This is a genomic window from Gilliamella sp. Occ4-3, from assembly GCF_001690675.1.
In the GTDB taxonomy this organism is placed as follows: Bacteria; Pseudomonadota; Gammaproteobacteria; order Enterobacterales; family Orbaceae; genus Gilliamella; species Gilliamella bombi.
Map to the genome: position 1 here is coordinate 19431 of NZ_LZHR01000114.1, position 20537 is coordinate 39967.

The window sequence follows — 20537 nt, forward strand, 5'->3', positions numbered from 1 at the left end:
TAAATCTTTTTATTGATTTGTTTTTACTTGGTTAATCTTTTCCTACATGCAAAATGGCTAAAAAGGCTTCTTGCGGTAATTCGACATTACCTATTTGTTTCATGCGCTTTTTACCTTCTTTTTGCTTCTGTAAAAGTTTCTTTTTACGACTCACATCGCCACCATAGCATTTGGCTAATACATTTTTGCGTAGTTGTTTGACCGTTGATCTTGCTATGACATGATTGCCGATAGCAGCTTGTATGGCAATATCAAATAGTTGACGAGGAATAAGATCTTTCATTTTTTCAACTAATTCTCGTCCACGATATGGTGCATTGTCTTTGTGGGTAATTAAGGCTAATGCGTCAACACGTTCACCATTAATTAATACATCTAACCTTACCATGTCGGCAGCTTGGAATCGTTTAAAACTGTAATCTAATGATGCATACCCACGCGAAGTCGATTTTAGTTTGTCAAAAAAGTCTAATACAACTTCGGTCATTGGGATTTCGTACGTTAAAGCAACTTGATTGCCATGATAAACCATATTGGTTTGCACACCACGTTTTTCAACACAAAGTGTGATGACGTTGCCTAAATAAGTTTGCGGAACTAATATGTTACATTCTGCTATTGGTTCGCGTAATTCTTGAATGTTATTTACTGCTGGTAACTTGGCAGGGCTATCAACGTAGATAATGTCATTTGATGTAGTTAGTACTTCATAAACAACCGTTGGTGCTGTGGTTATCAAATCAAGGTTGTATTCACGCTCTAAGCGTTCTTGAATGATTTCCATATGTAATAAGCCAAGGAAACCACAACGGAATCCAAACCCTAAAGCTCCAGAATTTTCTGGCTCATAAAACAATGAGGCATCATTTAGGCTTAATTTGCCAAGGGCATCACGAAAAGCTTCGTAATCGTCAGAACTGGTTGGGAATAATCCAGCATAAACTTGTGGTTTGACCTTTTTGAAACCAGGTAATGGATTTTGTGCAGGTGCTTTTGCTAAAGTTAAGGTGTCGCCCACTGGCGCGCCTAGTATATCTTTGATCGCACAAACAACCCAACCCACTTCACCACAATGCAAGCACTGCTTGTCAATCTGCTTAGGGGTAAAAATACCAAGTCGATCAACGTTATAAGTCATACCTGTGCTCATTACTTTGATCTTATCACCTTTGTTTAATTCACCATTTTTAATGCGAATTAATGAAACTACACCTAAATAATTATCAAACCATGAATCGATAATAAGTGCTTGCAATGGTGCTGTCGAGTCACCTTCTGGTGGTGGAATATCGCTGACCAATTGCTCAAGTACATCAACAACGCCAACGCCAGTTTTTGCCGAGCAACGCACTGCATTGCTAGCATCAATACCTACAATATCTTCGATTTCGGCTGCAACGCGCTCAGGTTCAGCCGCAGGTAAGTCAATTTTGTTTAGAACAGGGACAACTTCAAGATCCATATCTAACGCGGTGTAGCAGTTTGCTAGCGTTTGTGCTTCAACACCTTGCCCCGCATCCACAACTAATAACGCACCTTCACAAGCAGCTAGCGAGCGCGACACTTCATAAGAAAAGTCAACATGACCTGGTGTGTCAATAAAATTGAGCTGATATGTTTCGCCATTTTTAGCATGATAATCAAGGGTTACACTTTGTGCTTTGATTGTGATGCCACGTTCACGCTCAAGATCCATTGAATCAAGTACTTGAGCTTCCATTTCACGATCTGAAAGCCCACCACAAATTTGTATTATGCGGTCTGAAAGCGTTGATTTACCATGGTCAATATGGGCAATAATTGAAAAATTGCGGATATTTTTATTCATATTAATAAATTATAATTAGTATCTTGGTTATTAACGGTTAACTATCTAAAATGCCTTTTGGTTATGACCAATATTGCTAATAATTACATAGTCAGAAAGAGAAACATTTTACACTTTTATCGCTACTAAGCATAGCGTTATCGAGAAGTTTGCGTTTATTTCTGAACAATATTTTGTGCAATACGTTCAACTGTAGTACGCGGCAAATTACCTATGATGACAATATTTTTATGACCTAAGTTGGTTGAATAAATTGTCCTTCCACCTTGTTGAATAATCTGATTAGATTGTTTAGCTTGTTCAGATGAGATATTGACCGTAAATGAAAATACACCATCTGAAAACAATTTAGTAGCAATATCAGAACTATAAAAATTCAAATTATAAGCAGCCACTTCTTTAAATCCTTTAGGTAACCAAGCTAGTCGCCATTGGTCAAAGGCATTATTTTGTTTTTCAATCGATAATAAGATTGGGTAAGTTCGGCTGTTGATATAATCTAGCTGTTCTTTCTTATCAAAATTTTTATCTAGTTGTATTACTTTAATCTGATTAATGATATCGCTATTTTGATCTAATAAATCGATCCTAATGGGTAAAAAGGTTTCATCATCAATCCAAATTACATAGCTATAACGGTCCTGTTCTTTCGCTATGATTTTGACTAGTTTTGCGCTTCGATTAGCTGTTCTTGCTTTTCCTAAAAAAATAAAGTCGTAAACATCCTTAAGGTCATTAAAATTATTATAAACAACGTCAGGGAAAGCTTCGATAATTCGTGAGCTAGTGATAGAAAATGATGAACTATTAGGCTGAAAGTAACTGGTTATCCCTTTATGTAAGATGATCTCTTTATCAGGACCTTCCAGATAGCGCAAGTAGGCATTAATATCTTCTTTTACAGGCGCACCCATATGGCTATATTCGAATGTGGTTACATATTGATTTTTATCTTGAGATACGAAGTAAATGCGGTAATCTTGCGTTTGTACAGCGTGATTCATTTTGTTTAATAACGCAAAGGCATCCTCTGTATCGTTGGCATAAATCGATACTGAAAAAAATGTAAAAAACAGAGCGAATATTATTTTTCGTCTCTGTTTTATAAAAAATTTGATGAAATAATTTAGCGATTTCATTTAAAATTAGTGTGCATTTAATCTTTTTTGCAATTCATAATCTTGTACAAGCAATCTAATTTTGTCGTATTGTCGTTTTTCAAGTAATTGCTGATCGTTTTGTTGATGAATGCCACCTACAGGAGCCACACTTACACCAACTGGTACTGTATTTAATGTAGGGCTTGCACTGGTACTATCTGTTTGTCCTTGATTATATTGTACACCTGCAATAATTCCAAGAGTTACACACGCTGCAAGTCCAACTTGGCTTACTTTGCCAATAAAGTCTTTAACGTGAATCCAAATTAGGTTTTCAGCTTTTGGTGGCGTAGTTGTGTCAATATTAGGTTGATCAATTGGTTGATTGTATAAATCTTCAGTTGCTATCGCTTGTGCAATTTGACTAGAGATATCTAAATTTAGTGAACTACTATGATTTAATAAACTACTATGTAATTCACCTCGCATTGTGTCTCTGATAATATGGTAACGATGCCAGCATGATTGCAAATTTTCATCATTTAATACTTCATCAACAATATGGTCGTTTGTAAACTCACCATCCATAAGTAATGAAAGTTGCTCTTTCTGTTCTATTTGCATAGTAAACACCTTAAATTTATGACTACTCTTTATTATTTGTTTGTAGCCATTAACTGAGTAATGGTTTAATTTTTTCATCAATTGCATCACGAGCTCTAAAAATACGTGATCTCACTGTGCCAACTGGTACATCCATGATTTGAGCGATTTCTTCGTAGCTTAACCCTTCGATTTCGCGCAATGTAATTGCGGTTTTTAAATCATCTGGTAATGCTTCGATCGTTGCAAATACTGTTTTTTTTACTTCGTCTGAAAGCGCTAAATTTTCAGGATTATCAAGATCTCTTAATGAATCTGCACCTTCATAACTTTCGGCTTCACTAGCATCTATATCTGATGATGGTGGCCGTCGTCCTTGAGACGTTAAGTAGTTTTTTGCTGTATTAACTGCAATTCGATACAGCCATGTGTAAAAAACACTTTCACCTTTAAAAAGACTTAATGATCGATATGCCTTAATAAAAGTCTCTTGCACAACATCAGGAACTTCGGACGCTAATACATAACGAGAAACCAAATGAGCCAGTTTGTTTTGATAACGAACAACAAGTAAATTAAATGCGTTTTTGTCTCCATTAAGAACGCGATCTACTAATACTTGGTCTGTTACTTGCTCCCCCATTAAAGGCCTTTCCTTATTTTGTTAATAACTGTCAATCGGCCCAAAGTTGCGCTGACATACAGTTAGATTCTTAAATTAGAAAAAAGTTCCCATTATTTTAATAGAAATTTAATTATTTTACTTATTAATTGTAAACTTTTATTATTTTTATACTAAAACACATAGTTACCTGAAACTTTTTGACATGATTACATCCAAGTTAGATCGTTGGCCGATCTTTTAATTAAGCGGGATAATCTGTCTTTCATCATGCTCATTATAAGTAATTTGATAAAATTGAGGTAGATTAAAATTAACTGAGCTACTGGTAGTAAATGAAAAACGATCGTCAGATAAGATATAAAATTCGTTAATATCTTTAACCATATTATCTATTGAACCGTTGCAATTACGGTATATTTCAACTTGGTTATGTTCATTTAGAATGTAAAGATCAAAACCTGAATCAGTATTTTCAAAAAAGAATTGTATGATCCCTGCATAAGCGACGCTATCAATTTCTTTTGGTAGTTCATTTGTTTCGTCTAAAATGTTTAGTGGCCTACCTTGTATTTTGTTATTTGATACTGCACCATAAAAATCAATCGCATTTTCAAATTGATGACATGATACCCCTAATCGCTCAAAAAATAGATACCATGAAGCTCCACCGATCCTTAATGGTTTTACTTGCGTTGAGTTATTTTGAGTGGTAGTTAAACGTAAATCAATACATTCATCCATTAACTTTTTCATTTGTTGTTTGATTTCATCACTCTGGTACTCGCTATAACAAAATATTTCTAGCGAATTGGGTAAATCAGCATCTTTATGCATTCGATTTAGTAACTCCTTAATCGCCTGCAGTACCGATAACGCACCGCTGAAATGGAGAACACGAATTTCGTTCCACGAATTACGATAAAGAAGATCAATTGATCCCACTAAGCTGAGTTCGTTTTTACCATAATTAAGTACACTATTGGTCACTTCATCGTCTAATTCAATATTAGCCGTCGGATCGTCTTCTAAATTTAAAATAATAGCTAAGTGACGAATTTCGCATGGTCCATATAACTGTTCTTCAGTTGCTGCTGGCACATCAGTAGGAAAGTAATTTTTTAGATCTGCGATCAATTTATTAATTTTCAAATTATTTCGGTTTTCACCATCATGATAATAAAAGTGAGTGCTATCAGCAATTAATCCGTTAAAATAACACCAGCCTACTAGTTTTACTAAGTATTTGCTATATTCAAGATATTGATGGCCAATAATTGAGTGCAACATGGGTTTTTGATTGTAAACATACCATCCTGCTCGATTGATGCGATCTTCTGCAACATGAATAAAAGTTAATGCTTCCTCTTGTAAATTATCAGATATATTGAGCTTTAACGTTGTGATCTTTCCTGGTAATACTTCAAAAGCAGCATAGAGCTTACGTGTTAATATCGCCAGATCTTGAGGACTAATTAATGAGTCTAAATTATTACGACGACCAAAATTGAGTAAATTTCGATAGCCGGACATCATAGTGTGTAATAAGATTTCGTGTATTTCTCGGACTTGCCCTATTTTCCAAGATTGACTCGCATCTAATTTTGCAATTTGTTGACCATCCCATCCCCAACTTTTAACTAACTCACTTAAAATAGAGCGTCGCCATGACGACAATTGTGTTGGGATAGAAAGTTTTTCGTTCACTTTCAAATAAAAGCAATTACGAATTAATTCAAGTCGTTCATAATCATTGATTTCAATGAGGTATTTACTAATTCTATCTAACAGCATGTAATAAGAATCTAGGTACATCCCTTTATGAATTTCGCCTTTTTGAATCAGTTCCCTCATTTGATAAGCAACTGGTTTATTTTGTGGGTAAATCCATGAATACGCTTCTAATAATAGGGTTTTAAGTACCGCTTTAAAAGGTGAATCAATACTTTTATAAAGTTGCCATAAACTTGCTCCAAAATACTCTTGAGCTGATAATCCAGTTAGTGGACCAAAATCAATCCATTGCTCTCGCTCGATTAAATTAAGATCAACCATCGCTTGAACGCACTTCTCATAAGTAGGGTAAGTAACGTTATTCACGGTGAAATTATAAGGTATTACAAACCACAGTAAATATTTGCCAGCCAACAAATTTGCAGAACGGTAAAACTCCTCAAGTAACAAAATATGCTGCGCAGTTCCGCAATTTTCGCCCATTAGACATTCATGATGTTTATTAATAAAACGATCAGCATCTACCACAAATAACGTTAATTTGACTTGCAAATTTGCCGCCCAACCTTCGAGCAAACGGCATTTTTGTTGTAAGGCTTCTTTTTGTTGATCTGTTAAATTGTTTTCAATGCATATCCAGATATCAAGATCAGATTGAATTGACTGTCCAATAGAACAGGTACTTCCCATTGTATATAAAGCGGATATGGCTGGGATGTTAATTATTTTATTTTCGTTAGTGGATGGAATAAAATCGAATTCAGTTTTAAGCCGTTTACTTACATCATCAGACAATTGATAGCAAGCAATACCTGAAGGTATATCCCCTTCCATATATCCTGGTAATTTAGGTGTGTGATAATGAAAAAGCGCAGGAAGTAATAAAAATACCTGCTGAAATTCAGGAGACATACCAATGATAGCACGCTCACGTTTCAATTTGGCAAGATCTTCAAGCTCTTTTTTTATGTTATTGATATAATATTGCATGGCTTCAATTAGATAAAACACGCGTATTAATTTAACGCTACTATTAAATCTAGCATGTTATTTGTGTAAGGTAAATAGAACAAAAATTTAAACCCTAAATAAAATGAATAATTATGATAACAATTGAAAATATTGCTAAACAGATTCAAAAAAAAGAAAACACAAAATTTATCGATAATAAAGCTGCAGTATTATTGCCGATTGTTGATATTGATCATCAATTGCATCTTTTATTTCAAATTAGATCTAGAAAATTAAAATGGCAACCTGGAGATATTTGCTTTCCTGGTGGGCGTGTGGAATTATCTGATACCAATCCCGAATACACAGCTAAACGTGAAACAGTTGAAGAATTGGGTATCCCCTTTAAGCACATAACAATTTTAGGAGCATTACCCAAGTTTATTGCAACATTAGGTATGGCTATTTATCCATTTGTTGGCACAATCAATTCACTTGATGATTTGCAACTAAATCATGATGAAGTCGAACAGATTTTTACCGTTCCTATTGAGTGGTTTATTCAAAATCCCCCTCAGCGTGCAACAATGTTTGTCGGGCATAAACCTTCTGATGATTTCCCTTTTGATATCATTTTAAACCGATCACCTAAATGGCAAAAAAGAGCTGAGTATTCTGTCTATTATTATCAGTATCACAATCGGGTTATTTGGGGATTAACTGCACAAATCCTTAAATTCTTTATTGAAAGAATTAGAGAATAATCTGTAGGAAAAATATAATTTAGAAAATATTAATATTCTTAATTAGCTCAAATTAACTCTTTTTTTGACAATTCATTTCATTTTAAACAATTAATGCTAGGCACCCTTCTATTTGATTAAAAGAACTTGAGGATTATTACTGAACGTCTTATAACAATAACAAGTTGTTTTACTATTTTTTCCTACCAAAACAACTATTAATGTCTTAACGCTTTTTACAAGTAGACAAGGACAACACATCAGGAGCTCTGCCAGTTCGAATATTTTCGAAGTAATATCAATAAATATATTTGCAAATAAAATAAGCGTTAAACAACGATTTTCTATTTTAATAATTCAAAAATGAAGGAATATATTATGAAACGTTTTACCAAATCCTCTATTGCGTTAGCCGTATTGTTATCATTACCTGTTGCTAGTCTTTATGCTGCTGAGCCATTAACTGCTAAAGAAAGTAGTCATTTAGTACCATTAAAAGAAATTTCAGTAACTGGAAGTTATTTACAAGCCGAAAATGCTGCTAAAGATATTTCTCGCGCTGCCGATGAAGCAGGTGCTAAATATTACTATATTACTGCAATGGAAAGTCCAGCTAATGGAACTTCTTCAGATCGTGCGATTGTTTATGCCAATATTTACAAATCTAACGCACCAATAGCCGTACAGAAAAATGAAACTATTTATAATGGCGTGGTTTCTTATGAACGTTCAAAAGCTCTTTACTATTTACCATTTGATGTTGTTAAATTTAAAGGTAATTACAATAACACTTCCGAAATTACCGAAGCTGCAAGTAAATTAGCCGCTGAAAAAAATGCCTATGCGTTTTATATCGATTCAATTTCATCTGATGATATCAAAAACCAAGCAGAAGATATCGAAGTTGCTTTATACAAACAAGACGCACCCGTTAGGGATTATATCGTAACAACAGCAATAGCAGGTCAAGATGCCTACGAAATTAGTAGCGAAGCATTTAAACACATGACGCCATTTAGTACTATTAGCTTCCATGGTGTATTCAACAATACAGCAGAAATCAGTGCCGCCGCACAAAAACATGCGGTTGCTAATGGTGCACACTTTTATTATGTAAAAGAAGTATCATCTAACCCTGCAAGCACAGCACAAACTGTTTTTATAAACCTATATAAATAAGCTTGTACGTAACTGAAATAAACCCACGTGAGCAATTTTACTTGCCCGTGGGTTTTGACTAAAACACCTCGGATTTAGAATTGATTTTATTAAAGTTTTTATTTGTTTACTCCTAGATTATTCCACATCTCAATTCAAATTTCGTATTATTATTTTCATTTTTTAATCTCAAGACGGTATAGAATCCTGAATATTTTTACAAAAATTGGATCAGCAACACTAATTTTTTGTTTGAAAATGTGTGCCATTGAAATATAAAACTTTGCTTTTTTATTGTTCAAATTTCCTTTAACATCTATATATATTTGTATAAGATAAAATACGTGGAATTATTCCATTAAATTGCATATATTATGAAAGCGATATTTTTCTTACTTTTTTTATTTAGTACCAATTTTGTAGAAGCAGCAACGGTTAGAATCCTTCCGCGCATGGGTCACGATTACAACCCAATATATCCATCTTTATTAGGTTTATTTTTAGGACTTTTATTCTTGTTGGGTATATCGTCGTTAACAGAGGTGCTAGAGGAATTTAGCATAAATAGAGAAAAAAAGCGAAAAGCAAAAGATACAATAAAAGATACTCTAAATAAAGAGGAACGTTTAGCTATAAATAATCAAAAAAAATTGAAAAGAGACCAAATAAAGAAAAACAGAAAAGAACAAATAAAAAAAATGCGTGAAGATAAACTAGCAAAAAAGAAAAGAAAAAAGCAATCCCAATAATCAATAAAAATATGTGTAAGTTATCATCACCGTTATTTTTAAAATATATGCTATAATGGCGCTTTATTTTTAATAAAAAGAGAGATTATTTTGCAGCAGTCGTTACAAGATTTTATTATTGATAAGATTGATGATCTAAAAGGAAAAAACATTGTTACCCTTGATGTTCGTGGCAAATCAAGTATTACCGATTATATGATTATTTGTACTGGCACTTCAAACCGTCATGTTTCCTCTATTGCTAACCATTTACTTGATGAAGCAAAAAAACAAGGTCATTTGGTGTTAGGTAGCGAAGGTAAAAGTGATGCCGATTGGGTCGTAGTTGATATGGATGCGGTCATTGTACATATAATGCAAGAAGAAAGCCGTCAGCTTTACGAACTTGAGAAGCTTTGGAGTTAATCACGTGAAGATACAGCTTATTGCTGTTGGCAATAAAATGGCAAACTGGGTTACCACTGCTTTTAATGATTATCAATCACGATTTCCTAAAGATATGCCTTTAGAGCTTATTGAAATTCCTGCTGGAAAACGTACAAAAAATGCAGATATTGTACGGATCTTAGATAAAGAAGGCGAAGCAATGTTAAGTGCCTGCGGTAAAGGCAATCGCATTGTGACTCTTGATATTCCAGGTAAACCTTACACAACGCATAATTTAGCTGAACAATTAGAACGTTGGAAAGTAGATGGCCGTGATGTGAGTTTATTAATTGGTGGACCTGAGGGGTTATCTCCTTCTTGCAAAGCGGCGGCGGAACAGAGTTGGTCACTGTCGCCACTTACCCTACCTCATCCTTTAGTGCGGGTTATTGTAGCTGAAAGCCTTTACCGTGCATGGAGTTTAACCACTAATCATCCTTATCATCGTGAATAATAAAGTAAGGTAAATATGATGAGCGCAATTATTTTAGATTTGCAAATTGCTACAGAAGATAACCAAAATTTGCCTACCGAAGCGCAAATTATGCAATGGTTAGAGGTTATTTTACCTCAGTTTATGGATAACGCCGAGCTCACTATCCGTATTGTCGATAAACAAGAAAGTCAGCAATTAAATTGTACCTATCGTCATAAAGATAAACCAACTAACGTTTTATCTTTTCCGTTTGAATCCCCAATCGAGATCGATGTTCCTTTATTGGGTGATCTAATTATTTGTAAGCAAGTGGTTGAAGCTGAAGCTGAGCAACAACATAAATCATTAACTTCGCACTGGGCACATATGATTGTGCATGGTTGTTTACATTTACTCGGTTATGATCATATTCTTGACGAAGAAGCTGAAGAAATGGAAAATATCGAAATTGATATTATGCAACAATTGGGATTTGAAGATCCTTATCAACCCATTGATGAATAGAAATGTACGATAGGCCGTTTAGTTATATGCTATTTTGCAAACTTTTTAGTAAGTAAATTAAGTAAACTAAGCCAAAAATAGTAAATTAATAATAAAGTAAGAAAGGAAAAGCACAAATGAGTGATGATAATCACCGGAGACCTAAAAAAGGGTTTGCATTATGGTTAAGTCAGTTATTTAATTCGGAACCCAAAGATAAAGAAGAATTGATCGAAGTAATTCGCGAAGCCGAAGAAAACGAACTTATCGATCCTGATACCTTGGATATGATTGAAGGGGTAATGGATATAGCAGAACAACGCGTTCGCGATATTATGATTCCTCGCTCTCAAATTGTTACCATAAAAGACAATTATTCACTTGATGAGTGTCTAGATATTATTTCTGAACATGGGCATTCTCGTTATCCTGTTATTAGTGAAGATAGAGATCACATAGAAGGCATTTTATTGGCTAAAGATCTTTTGATTTTTATTCGCCAAGGTATTGATAATTTTGATCTCAAAAAAATTCTCAGACCAACCGTTGTTGTTCCCGAAAGTAAACGTGTCGATCATATGTTAAAAGAGTTTCGTATGCAGCGCTATCATATGGCAATGGCTATTGATGAATTTGGTGGTGTTTCGGGGCTTGTGACTATTGAAGATATTTTAGAACTCATCGTGGGCGATATTGAAGATGAGTATGATGAAATTGAAGATCGCGATATTCGTCGCTTAACGCAATCGGTTTATACTGTGCGAGCCCTCACTCCAGTGGAAGATTTTAATGAAATATTTTCAACTGATTTTAGTGATGATGAGATGGATACCATTGGAGGGCTGGTAATGCAACATTTTGGACGCTTACCCTTACGCGGAGAAACCATTACCATTGACGGCTATCAATTTAAAGTTACCATTGCAGATCGAAGACGAATCATTCAATTGCATGTGACTATTCCTGATGGGGCTACCGCGCCTAATTTAGAGTTACCTGAAAATGCTTAAAAAGATATTATTAAGCCTAATTTTTGGTGGTATAGCAGTTTTTAGTTATGCTCCATTTCATATTTGGCCTCTAGCTTTTGTATCGTTTACTGGTCTTTTATGGCTTACTGCTGATAGATCTAAAAAACAAGCTATGTTATTAGGATTAAGTTGGGGCATTGGCTATTTTGCCGCAGGGATCCATTGGGTTTATATCAGTATTAAGCAGTATGGAGAGTTACCCGCTCTCATTGCTATTATCATTTTAGGTTTTTTAATCCTATATTTGTCGATCTATCCTATGCTATTTGCTTTTCTATTAAGGATAGCAAATCGTTTTGCTGGACAATTTTCATTTAAACAACTTGTACTTCTTGCTCCTGTGCTCTGGCAATTAACTGAATTCTTACGAGGGTATATTTTAACAGGATTTGCTTGGTTACAACTCGGTTATAGCCAACTTGATAGTCCGTTAAAAGGCTATTTTCCTGTATTGGGGATTGATGGTGTTAATTTACTGCTAACAATTTTGTGTGGATTATTTGTTTATTGCATAAAGACAATAAATAGCAAAACGCCAAAAACGCACACGCTTAGTGCATTTATTGCACTACTTGTGATCTTATTTGCACCAATTTTATTCAATAATATTAATTGGACTAAAGCTAATGATACTCGTTCAGCTAATTTTGTTTTAATTCAAGGAAATATTTCACAGTCAATACGTTGGACAAAAGAACAACTTAACAACACATTACAAACCTATACAAAATTGTCTAAACAAAACTTTGGTAAAGATAAAATTATCATTTGGTCAGAGGCCAGCATCACCGATTACGAAATAAATCAACAATCTTTTTTACAATATCTGGATAACGAAGCCCGAGCCCATGATTCTGAAATAGCTGTTGGTATTATTGATTATCGTTTTGGCGAAAATGGCTATCAATCTAATGGATATATCTACAATACTTTATTAGTATTAGGAGAAAAAGAGCCTTATCAATATCCAACTATCAACCGTTATAAAAAACACCATCTAGTGCCCTTTGGGGAGTTTACACCGTTAGAATCAGTACTTGAACCAATTGCTGAACTGCTCAATATTCCTATGTCCTCAATGAAATCTGGCGAAGCAAAACAACCTCAATTACAAATAAAAGGCTTTAAATTTACCCCAGCAATTTGTTATGAAGTGATTTTATCGAATTTAATGTGGCAAAATTTTACCCCAGATACTGATTTTTTACTTACTGTTTCAAACGATGCATGGTTTGGTGATAGTATTGGACCTAAACAGCATTTACAAATGGCGCAAGCTAGAGCGCTTGAATTTGGTAGACCTTTAATTCGTAGTACTAATACGGGAATTACTGCAATTATTGATCCACATGGTAATATTGTTAAAAAATTACCGCAATTTGAAACAGGCGCATTATCTGCATCTGTATCACCAACAACTGGACTAACGCCTTATGCTATATGGGGGAATTGGCCTTATTTAGTTGTGATGGCATTAATGTTTATCTCACTTTTTATAAAAAAACGTTTATAGTTCACGATACTGGCATAATTATTGCTTAAATATAATTGGGTTTTAATAAGTCTTGATGTAATCAATAATCTAATATTGCGTTAATTGCTGGTTACATCTAGCTCCAATGATAGATAAATAAACAGTAAAAAGTACTTTTATGCTAAAAAATAAGTTATAATATATGCCCTTTGTAAAAATGTTAAAATTATTTAATATGATACAAAATAAACTGTAGGAGATGAGTATGAACAAAAAGACAAAATTAACCAAACTAGTGTTATCATTTGCAATGTTAGGACTAATGACCGGTTCGGCTGTTGCAGAAGAACTGAGTGGTACATTAGCAAAAATTAAAGATAGTGGTGTTATTGTTGTTGGTCATCGAGAATCTTCTATTCCATTCTCCTATTATGGTGATAATCAAGAAGTAATTGGTTACTCACAAGATTATTCGAATTTAATCGTCGATGCGGTTAAAAAAGAATTAAACTTACCTGATCTTAAAGTAAAATATTTACCGATTACTTCTAAGACTCGCATTCAACTGCTTAACAACTATACCTATGATTTCGAATGTGGTTCGACAACTAACAATCTTGAACGCCAAAAAACAGTTGATTTTTCAAACAGTATTTTTATTGTTGGTACGCAATTCCTTGTTAAAGCGGATAGCAACATCAATAGTATTGAAGATCTAAAAGGTAAAAACGTGGTAACAACTGCAGGTACAACGTCTGAAATCCGTTTAAACCGAATCAACATGAAAAATAATTTAGGTATTCGTATCATTACACCAAAAGATCATGGTGATGCATTTAATGCATTAGAAACAGGACGAGCTGTAGCATTATTGATGGATGACGCACTACTTGCAGGTGAACGTTCTCGTGCTATTAATCCAGCTGAATGGAAAATTGTTGGTGAACCGCTTTCTTATGAAGCTTATGGTTGTATGTTGAGAAAAGGCGATACTCAATTTAAACAATTGATGGACAAGACTATTGCCGATACGCAAAAATCAGGAAAAGCTTTAGAATCATATAATAAATGGTTTACTCAACCCGTTCCACCAAAAGGTGCAAATATGAGTCTTGAAATTTCGCCTAAAATGGTTGAGCTATTTGCCAATCCTAATGATAAAGCATTAGATTAATACTTTTCTTATCTTTCTAATCCAATGTACTAAATCAATTGCATTTAGTACATTATCTAAATTAGTGAATTAATATATTATGAGTTTTAATTGGACCCTATTTTTTGAACATACTCCTTATGGTGATGGGATTTATTTAAATTGGCTATTAGATGGCATTTTTGTGACAGTTTCATTAGCAGCCACTGCTTGGATCATTGCTTTTGTGCTAGGGTCACTTGTGGGGATATGTAGAACTTTAGAAAATCAGTTTCTAAATAACTTTGCAGCGGGTTATATTCAGCTATTTCGTAATATACCATTGCTTGTTCAAATGTTTTTGTGGTATATGATACTACCGATAATATTAAGTGGTAGTCTACGAATTTGGTTTACTTCTTATTTATCGCCAAATATAAGCGCATTTATCACTGCTGCTATTGCTTTAGGACTATTTACATCTGCGCGTATAGCAGAACAAGTACGAACAGGTATTCAAACTTTACCTAAAGGCCAACGATATGCCGCTATTGCACTTGGTTTAACTAATCGACAAGCTTATATGTACGTTTTATTACCAAATGCATATCGACGAATTATTCCACCATTAACATCAGAGATGACCAATATTATTAAAAATTCATCGGTTGCATCAACAATAGGATTAATTGATTTAATTGGTGAAATTGATCGCATTAATGAGTCAACCAATAGCATTATCGAAATATTGTGTGGTGTCACGATTGCCTTTATGCTGATTAACTATGTGGTGATTACTGTCATGCGAATCGTTGAAAAACATACTCGTTTACCTAATATGAATCATGGAGGATAAGATGCAGTTATTTCATTGGATTGCCAATATACCTTCATTAGTATTAGATAACTATCACTTATTATTAAGTGGATTATGGTTAACAACCAAAATCACCTTTACTGCTGTGGTTTTCGGTATTATTTGGGGAACAGTATTGGCATTAATGCGTTTATCAAATAATAGAGTGCTTAACGTTTTTTCTAAATGCTATGTCAACTTATTCCGCTCTATTCCACTATTATTAGTGTTGTTGTGGTTCTATTTAGCACTCCCTCAAGTTATTAAATACCTATTTAACTTGCCACCTTATGCGGATGTGCGTATTGCTTCAGCGATGATTGCTTTTGCGCTGTTCGAAGCTGCGTATTATTCTGAAATCATTCGTGCGGGTATCAATGCTGTTGCCAAAGGTCAATATTATGCAGCCTATGCATTAGGTATGACTAAAAGCCAAGCAATGCGTTTAATTATTTTACCGCAAGCATTTAGATCTATGGTGCCATTGTTATTGACACAAGGTATTATCTTATTCCAAGATACCTCTCTAGTTTATGTCATGAGCTTAATTGATCTATTTGGCGCAAGTGTGTCGCAAATTGGTAATACACAAGGTGGTACCGTCAAGTATTCTATGATTATTTTTGCAGCTGCAAGTTATTTTATAATTTGTTTTACTGCTTCATGTTTGGTTAATTATTTCAAGAAAAGGATTACTCGATGATCTCCTTAGAAAATATTTCAAAATGGTATGGACAATTTCAGGTATTAAAAAACTGCACCACTCGAGTTGGTAAAGGCGAAGTTGTTGTTGTTTGTGGTCCTTCAGGTTCAGGAAAATCAACCCTGATAAAAACTGTAAATTGTTTAGAGCCTGTACAAAAAGGCAAAATTATTATTGATGGAACAGAAGTTACAAATAAAGCGACTAACTTAGCAAAATTACGCTCCAAAGTAGGTATGGTATTTCAACACTTTGAACTGTTTCCACATTTAACTATTTTAAAAAATCTAACACTTGCACAAATTAAAGTTTTAGGTCGAACAGACGAAGAAGCTCGAGAAAAAGCGCTTAATCTTTTAGAGCGTGTTGGTTTACTTGCCCATGCAGATAAATACCCTGCTCAGCTTTCTGGTGGTCAACAACAACGTGTAGCGATCGCTCGTGCGTTATGTATGGATCCTATTGTTATGTTGTTTGATGAACCAACCTCAGCACTAGATCCTGAAATGGTAAACGAGGTGCTAGATGTTATGGTTGAACTGGCTTATGAAGGTATGACTATGATGGTGGTTACTCATGAAATGGGCTTTGCGCGTAAGGTAGCCCACCGAGTTATCTTTATGGATGCTGGTGAAATTATTGAAGATACCTCAAAAGAGCAGTTCTTTACTAATCCACAATCAGATCGTGCTAAAGACTTCTTAGCTAAAATTATCCATTAATTTAATTATTACAGGGCTTTTAGCCCTGTTTTATTATTTCTTCCTCGAATTACACATCATCTTTCAAAAAATAAACTCAAATATGCTTATCAAAACAGAATCAGCTATTATTTTGCAATAAACTGACTAAACCACTATGCCTTTGCGTTTGTGATTTAATTGCTTGTAACAAGATAGCTTCAGTCGCATAAATTGAAACTGTTTTTTTAGCACGGGTAATAGCAGTATAAAGTAAAGAACGATTAAGTAACGGCGAATTATCAGTTGGTAAAATAATATTTACATCATCGAATTCTGAACCTTGTGATTTATGAATTGTCATGGCATAAGCCGTTTCATGTTCGGGTAATCGGAATGGAGAAAATCCTTTAATAGATCCATCAGCAAAAGGGAAATAAACACGCAATTTTGAACTATCATGCTCAGCTTTTAATGTAATGCCAATATCACCATTATATAGCCCTAATGAAGCACTATTACGTAATATCATGATGGGTCGGCCAACATACCATGCTTCTTTATTTTTCAAATAAATTAATTTGTTTTTGGCTAAAAGTAATTCAATTTGTTTATTTAAACCTTCGACACCAAAATGTCCTTCTCTGACAGCACAAAGTAAGCGATATTCAGCAAATTTAGATAAAACCAACGCTATATCATTAGTTCCATTCTGCTTAATCACATTTAAATAATGTTTATAATGATTAATACTATCGTGTAAAACATCTTCATAAGCTTGTTGTGAAGAAAGAGCATGATACCGAATATCACTCAGTGATTCATCTAATAACAATTTTTTAACAGAAGTTGAGCTCCCAGCTTTGACTGCATTAGCCAACAAGCCAATACCAGATGATTCGTTAAAACGATAACTTTTTTGTAATAAACAAATGCTATCAGTAATTTTTGCTGTTTGCTGGCAAGCTGGCACATCATAACCAGTCAATTGACTTAGCTCTTTTGCCCGTGCTTCGCTATAACCATGCGAAATAAAGGTACAAAGGTCACCAAACACGGCTCCGGCTTCAACTGATGAAAGTTGATCTTTATCACCTAACAAAATTAAACGAGCAGAATTAGGTAATGCTTCAATTACTCTTGCCATCATATTTAAATCAACCATAGATGCTTCATCAATGACTAACACATCGACATGCAATGGATTATTCTTATCATGCTTAAATGAACGATTATCTGCTTTTGCACCTAATAAACGATGTAAAGTGATTGCTTCTGCTTTTATATTTAGTGATGCAAAATCAAGTTGCTCGATTGTGCGACTCAGTGATTCGGTTAACCTTGATGCCGCTTTTCCTGTAGGTGCCGATGTAATAATTCGAGCATGCGGATTGGTTAACAAAATTCCGGCTAAAATTTTGGCAACAGTAGTTGTTTTACCCGTACCTGGTCCACCAGAAATAATAGCAACTTTGCGTGTTAACGCAGCAGCAACTGCTACTTTTTGCCAATCAATTTCGGTTTGATTCTGAATAAAAAGTTGATTAAGTACAGTGGTTAAATCAGTATTGTAGCTAAGTTCTTTATCTAAAGCTGTATGATTGAAATATTGAGCTACATTTTGTTCATCTAACCACATTCTTTGAAAATAAAGTTTATTTTCAATAAAAATAAGCGGAGACAAATTTGTTCCATCACTTACAACCTGACTATCATAAGCTTGTTCAAGAGCAATTTTCCAATCTTGCACATTTGGCGAATCTAATTGTAACCAAAGCTGTGATTCAATCGTTGATGCATCTAAATAAGCAAGATCTAGACAAACATGACCCGATCTAACCTCTTTACTTAGTGATAGAACCAAAAAACTAAAACGTTTGATAGTAATATCATCATTTAACATTGCTTTATTCGTCAAAAACGTTGCCAAATGAATATCAAGCAAACTACTTTGGCTATCTTGTTTAAATTGGTTTAACCACTCGTTTAACATATTCTATTTCTGTTATTAACTTATAAACCAATTATATCGTTAACTTTATCTTTTGGATAAGTCAGTTTAAAACTTAAGTTAAGATTTTTATTTTCACTTGGGTTTAACTTAAATTTCCATGCTAATTCGCCTGTTTCTTTATTGTAGCTTGCACCGTCATATTTTGCATCATCAAGTGAAACTGATTTATTGACTATCGTTGGTAGTTGATCATAAACAACAATATCAATAGGCAGTGTTTTGGCATTTTTTACATCAATGGTATAAGCATATTTTTGTGAAATATCATTACCAAATAACGAAGGTTTTGATGTTTCATTAACATTACGGTCACGTGAAATAAAAATATTTTTATCTTTTCCTAAAGATATATCGAGTGTCTCTTTTAGATCTTTAGTGGTAATAAAGCTTTCGCCAACATAATTACCATTAAAAAAGACTGTCGACCTTCCTGGTAAAAGATTAAGCTTATCCCAATCAATAATTTGTGCTTGTAAGTACACACTGTTATCTAATTTAGGAATAGCAATATAATGATATTCTGCTTGAACTTCTTTATTTTGTAATGTAAGGATATTATTCTTACTATTGGATTTAATGGTATAAGGTAATTTAACCTCAAAACGGGTATTAATACCCAATGTATTGGTTAATGCATTATCATCATTAGCGTAAACTGATCTTGACTTTCTTGCACTGATTTCATCGTAATCTTTCTCACTCTTAGTGAAAAAGAACCCACCTTTTTCAGTATACATGTCAATATACCAAGGAGCTAAATCTGGAGCAGTTATGCCTTCACTTGGCTTAGAAGTTGATAAACTGAAATCAATATTTTGCCAATCTAAACCACTATTTTGATAAATATCGGCTTTATATGTTAGTTGTAACGGAGCACTGACATCAGTAACACGTACATCATAAATCGGCGCCCAACCAGCTTTATTCGTAACATAGGACAAGGTAACTGGCAGTGTAACATCTTTATCAGAATAAATTTTCACGATAATTGCATTGGTTGTGTTTTTTATCAAAGCTTTCTGTTTATCGATCTTATCTTGGCATTGTGCTATTTGCTCTTCTATTTGATTGACTTCTTTTTGGAGTCTATTTTGTTCGTTTAATGTCGAAACTAAATTGCTCTTGACAAAATCCAAAGTATTTTTCATCTCATTAAAATTATCATTTGCATTTTTAACTAATTGCTCCAAACGATTGCCTTGTAAAAGGTTAACTTGTTCAGATACGGCTTTTAATTGCACTTCAGTGGTATCAAATTTTTCTTGTAACTGTTTTAACTCATTAAGTAAAGGCTTAATATCTTCACTTTCTTTATTATCACCTTCATAACTATCATCTAATGACGTTGACAATACTTTTACATTAGCATTATTACCAAATCCCACATTAATTGAATTAGTTTTGACACCATCAGCAATTCCTGTCAATAAAATTTCATTTTCCCCTTTGGTTAACGACACCGTTGATTGCCCTTGTAATTCTGCACCTTGCAAAAAAAGCGTGACTTTATTAAGTGTTACATTATTGTTTGCAAAAACACTGCTAGAAGCAAATGCAATTAAAAAAGCTAATTTCTGAATTTTCATATATTTCCTTTGAAGTAAAAACTAATTCATAACTATTTAAATATAATTATGTTATAAGTTAAACGGCACATAATTCTCTTTAACAATGGTAATAGAGTCGTTATTTTATCTGTTTAATTGCTATTAATTTTAACATAGTTGTAAAAAAAATAAATTATTTTACGTTTAATATATTGAACAAAAAATAAAAATGATTTATATTTTGTTTAAAATAAAAAACAAAATAAG

Annotated in this window: 19 protein-coding genes; 12 read left to right on the forward strand and 7 right to left on the reverse strand. The window is 33.8% G+C overall.

The window, feature by feature from the left end; translation table 11 throughout:
* Positions 1–31: 31 nt before the first annotated feature.
* The 5 genes from lepA to A9G44_RS11385 all read right to left on the reverse strand — a co-directional run bounded on the left by lepA (position 32) and on the right by A9G44_RS11385 (position 6898).
* Complete coding sequence (lepA, locus tag A9G44_RS11365; protein WP_034909972.1) at positions 32–1828, reverse strand: translation elongation factor 4; 1797 nt, start codon at positions 1826–1828, stop codon at positions 32–34.
* Between the two features lie 155 nt (positions 1829–1983).
* Positions 1984–2967, reverse strand: coding sequence for a MucB/RseB C-terminal domain-containing protein (locus A9G44_RS11370; protein WP_081298330.1), 984 nt, complete (start codon positions 2965–2967; stop codon positions 1984–1986).
* 6 nt (positions 2968–2973) lie between these two features.
* Positions 2974–3552, reverse strand: a complete 579-nt coding sequence (locus tag A9G44_RS11375) for an RseA family anti-sigma factor (RefSeq protein ID WP_065611117.1) — start codon at positions 3550–3552, stop codon at positions 2974–2976.
* Between the two features lie 49 nt (positions 3553–3601).
* Positions 3602–4174 (reverse strand): RNA polymerase sigma factor RpoE, encoded by a 573-nt coding sequence (rpoE, locus tag A9G44_RS11380; protein WP_034909980.1) that lies wholly within the window; start codon positions 4172–4174, stop codon positions 3602–3604.
* Positions 4175–4393: 219 nt separating this feature from the next.
* A complete protein-coding gene (locus A9G44_RS11385; RefSeq protein WP_143426402.1) occupies positions 4394–6898 on the reverse strand; it encodes a class I adenylate cyclase in 2505 nt (834 codons plus the stop codon).
* A 92-nt stretch (positions 6899–6990) separates the two neighbouring features.
* Here A9G44_RS11385 and A9G44_RS11390 point away from each other — a divergent pair, with 92 nt between their 5' ends.
* The 12 genes from A9G44_RS11390 to A9G44_RS11445 all read left to right on the forward strand — a co-directional run bounded on the left by A9G44_RS11390 (position 6991) and on the right by A9G44_RS11445 (position 16751).
* Positions 6991–7602 carry an NUDIX hydrolase gene (locus tag A9G44_RS11390; protein ID WP_065611121.1) on the forward strand — a complete coding sequence of 204 codons (612 nt, stop codon included), beginning with the start codon at positions 6991–6993 and terminating at the stop codon, positions 7600–7602.
* 357 nt (positions 7603–7959) lie between these two features.
* Complete coding sequence (locus A9G44_RS11395; protein ID WP_065611123.1) at positions 7960–8760, forward strand: YdgH/BhsA/McbA-like domain containing protein; 801 nt, start codon at positions 7960–7962, stop codon at positions 8758–8760.
* A gap of 353 nt (positions 8761–9113) precedes the next feature.
* Positions 9114–9488: a hypothetical protein gene (locus tag A9G44_RS11400; protein WP_065611125.1), complete on the forward strand. Its 375-nt coding sequence runs from the start codon at positions 9114–9116 to the stop codon at positions 9486–9488.
* A gap of 87 nt (positions 9489–9575) precedes the next feature.
* On the forward strand, positions 9576–9893 hold the full coding sequence (rsfS, locus tag A9G44_RS11405; protein ID WP_065611128.1) for a ribosome silencing factor: 318 nt from the start codon (positions 9576–9578) through the stop codon (positions 9891–9893).
* A gap of 4 nt (positions 9894–9897) precedes the next feature.
* Positions 9898–10368, forward strand: coding sequence for a 23S rRNA (pseudouridine(1915)-N(3))-methyltransferase RlmH (gene rlmH / locus A9G44_RS11410; RefSeq protein WP_065611130.1), 471 nt, complete (start codon positions 9898–9900; stop codon positions 10366–10368).
* An 18-nt stretch (positions 10369–10386) separates the two neighbouring features.
* Positions 10387–10854: an rRNA maturation RNase YbeY gene (ybeY, locus tag A9G44_RS11415; protein ID WP_065611132.1), complete on the forward strand. Its 468-nt coding sequence runs from the start codon at positions 10387–10389 to the stop codon at positions 10852–10854.
* Between the two features lie 116 nt (positions 10855–10970).
* Positions 10971–11843, forward strand: coding sequence for a CNNM family magnesium/cobalt transport protein CorC (corC, locus tag A9G44_RS11420; protein WP_065611134.1), 873 nt, complete (start codon positions 10971–10973; stop codon positions 11841–11843).
* Entirely contained in the window at positions 11836–13377 is a 1542-nt protein-coding gene (gene lnt / locus A9G44_RS11425; RefSeq protein ID WP_065611136.1) for an apolipoprotein N-acyltransferase, read from the forward strand. The genes corC and lnt overlap by 8 nt, the downstream gene beginning before the upstream one ends.
* A gap of 226 nt (positions 13378–13603) precedes the next feature.
* Entirely contained in the window at positions 13604–14512 is a 909-nt protein-coding gene (locus tag A9G44_RS11430; RefSeq protein WP_065611138.1) for a glutamate/aspartate ABC transporter substrate-binding protein, read from the forward strand.
* Between the two features lie 79 nt (positions 14513–14591).
* Positions 14592–15326, forward strand: coding sequence for an amino acid ABC transporter permease (locus A9G44_RS11435; RefSeq protein ID WP_065611140.1), 735 nt, complete (start codon positions 14592–14594; stop codon positions 15324–15326).
* 1 nt (position 15327) lies between these two features.
* A complete protein-coding gene (locus A9G44_RS11440) occupies positions 15328–16029 on the forward strand; it encodes an ABC transporter permease subunit (protein WP_065608015.1) in 702 nt (233 codons plus the stop codon).
* On the forward strand, positions 16026–16751 hold the full coding sequence (locus A9G44_RS11445) for an amino acid ABC transporter ATP-binding protein (protein ID WP_034910011.1): 726 nt from the start codon (positions 16026–16028) through the stop codon (positions 16749–16751). Before A9G44_RS11440 ends, A9G44_RS11445 begins: the two co-directional genes overlap by 4 nt.
* A gap of 100 nt (positions 16752–16851) precedes the next feature.
* Here the strand turns inward: A9G44_RS11445 and recD are convergent, their stop codons facing one another.
* Positions 16852–18702, reverse strand: coding sequence for an exodeoxyribonuclease V subunit alpha (gene recD, locus A9G44_RS11450; protein ID WP_065611142.1), 1851 nt, complete (start codon positions 18700–18702; stop codon positions 16852–16854).
* Positions 18703–18722: 20 nt separating this feature from the next.
* Complete coding sequence (locus A9G44_RS11455; RefSeq protein ID WP_065611144.1) at positions 18723–20309, reverse strand: DUF4139 domain-containing protein; 1587 nt, start codon at positions 20307–20309, stop codon at positions 18723–18725.
* Positions 20310–20537: the final 228 nt, after the last annotated feature.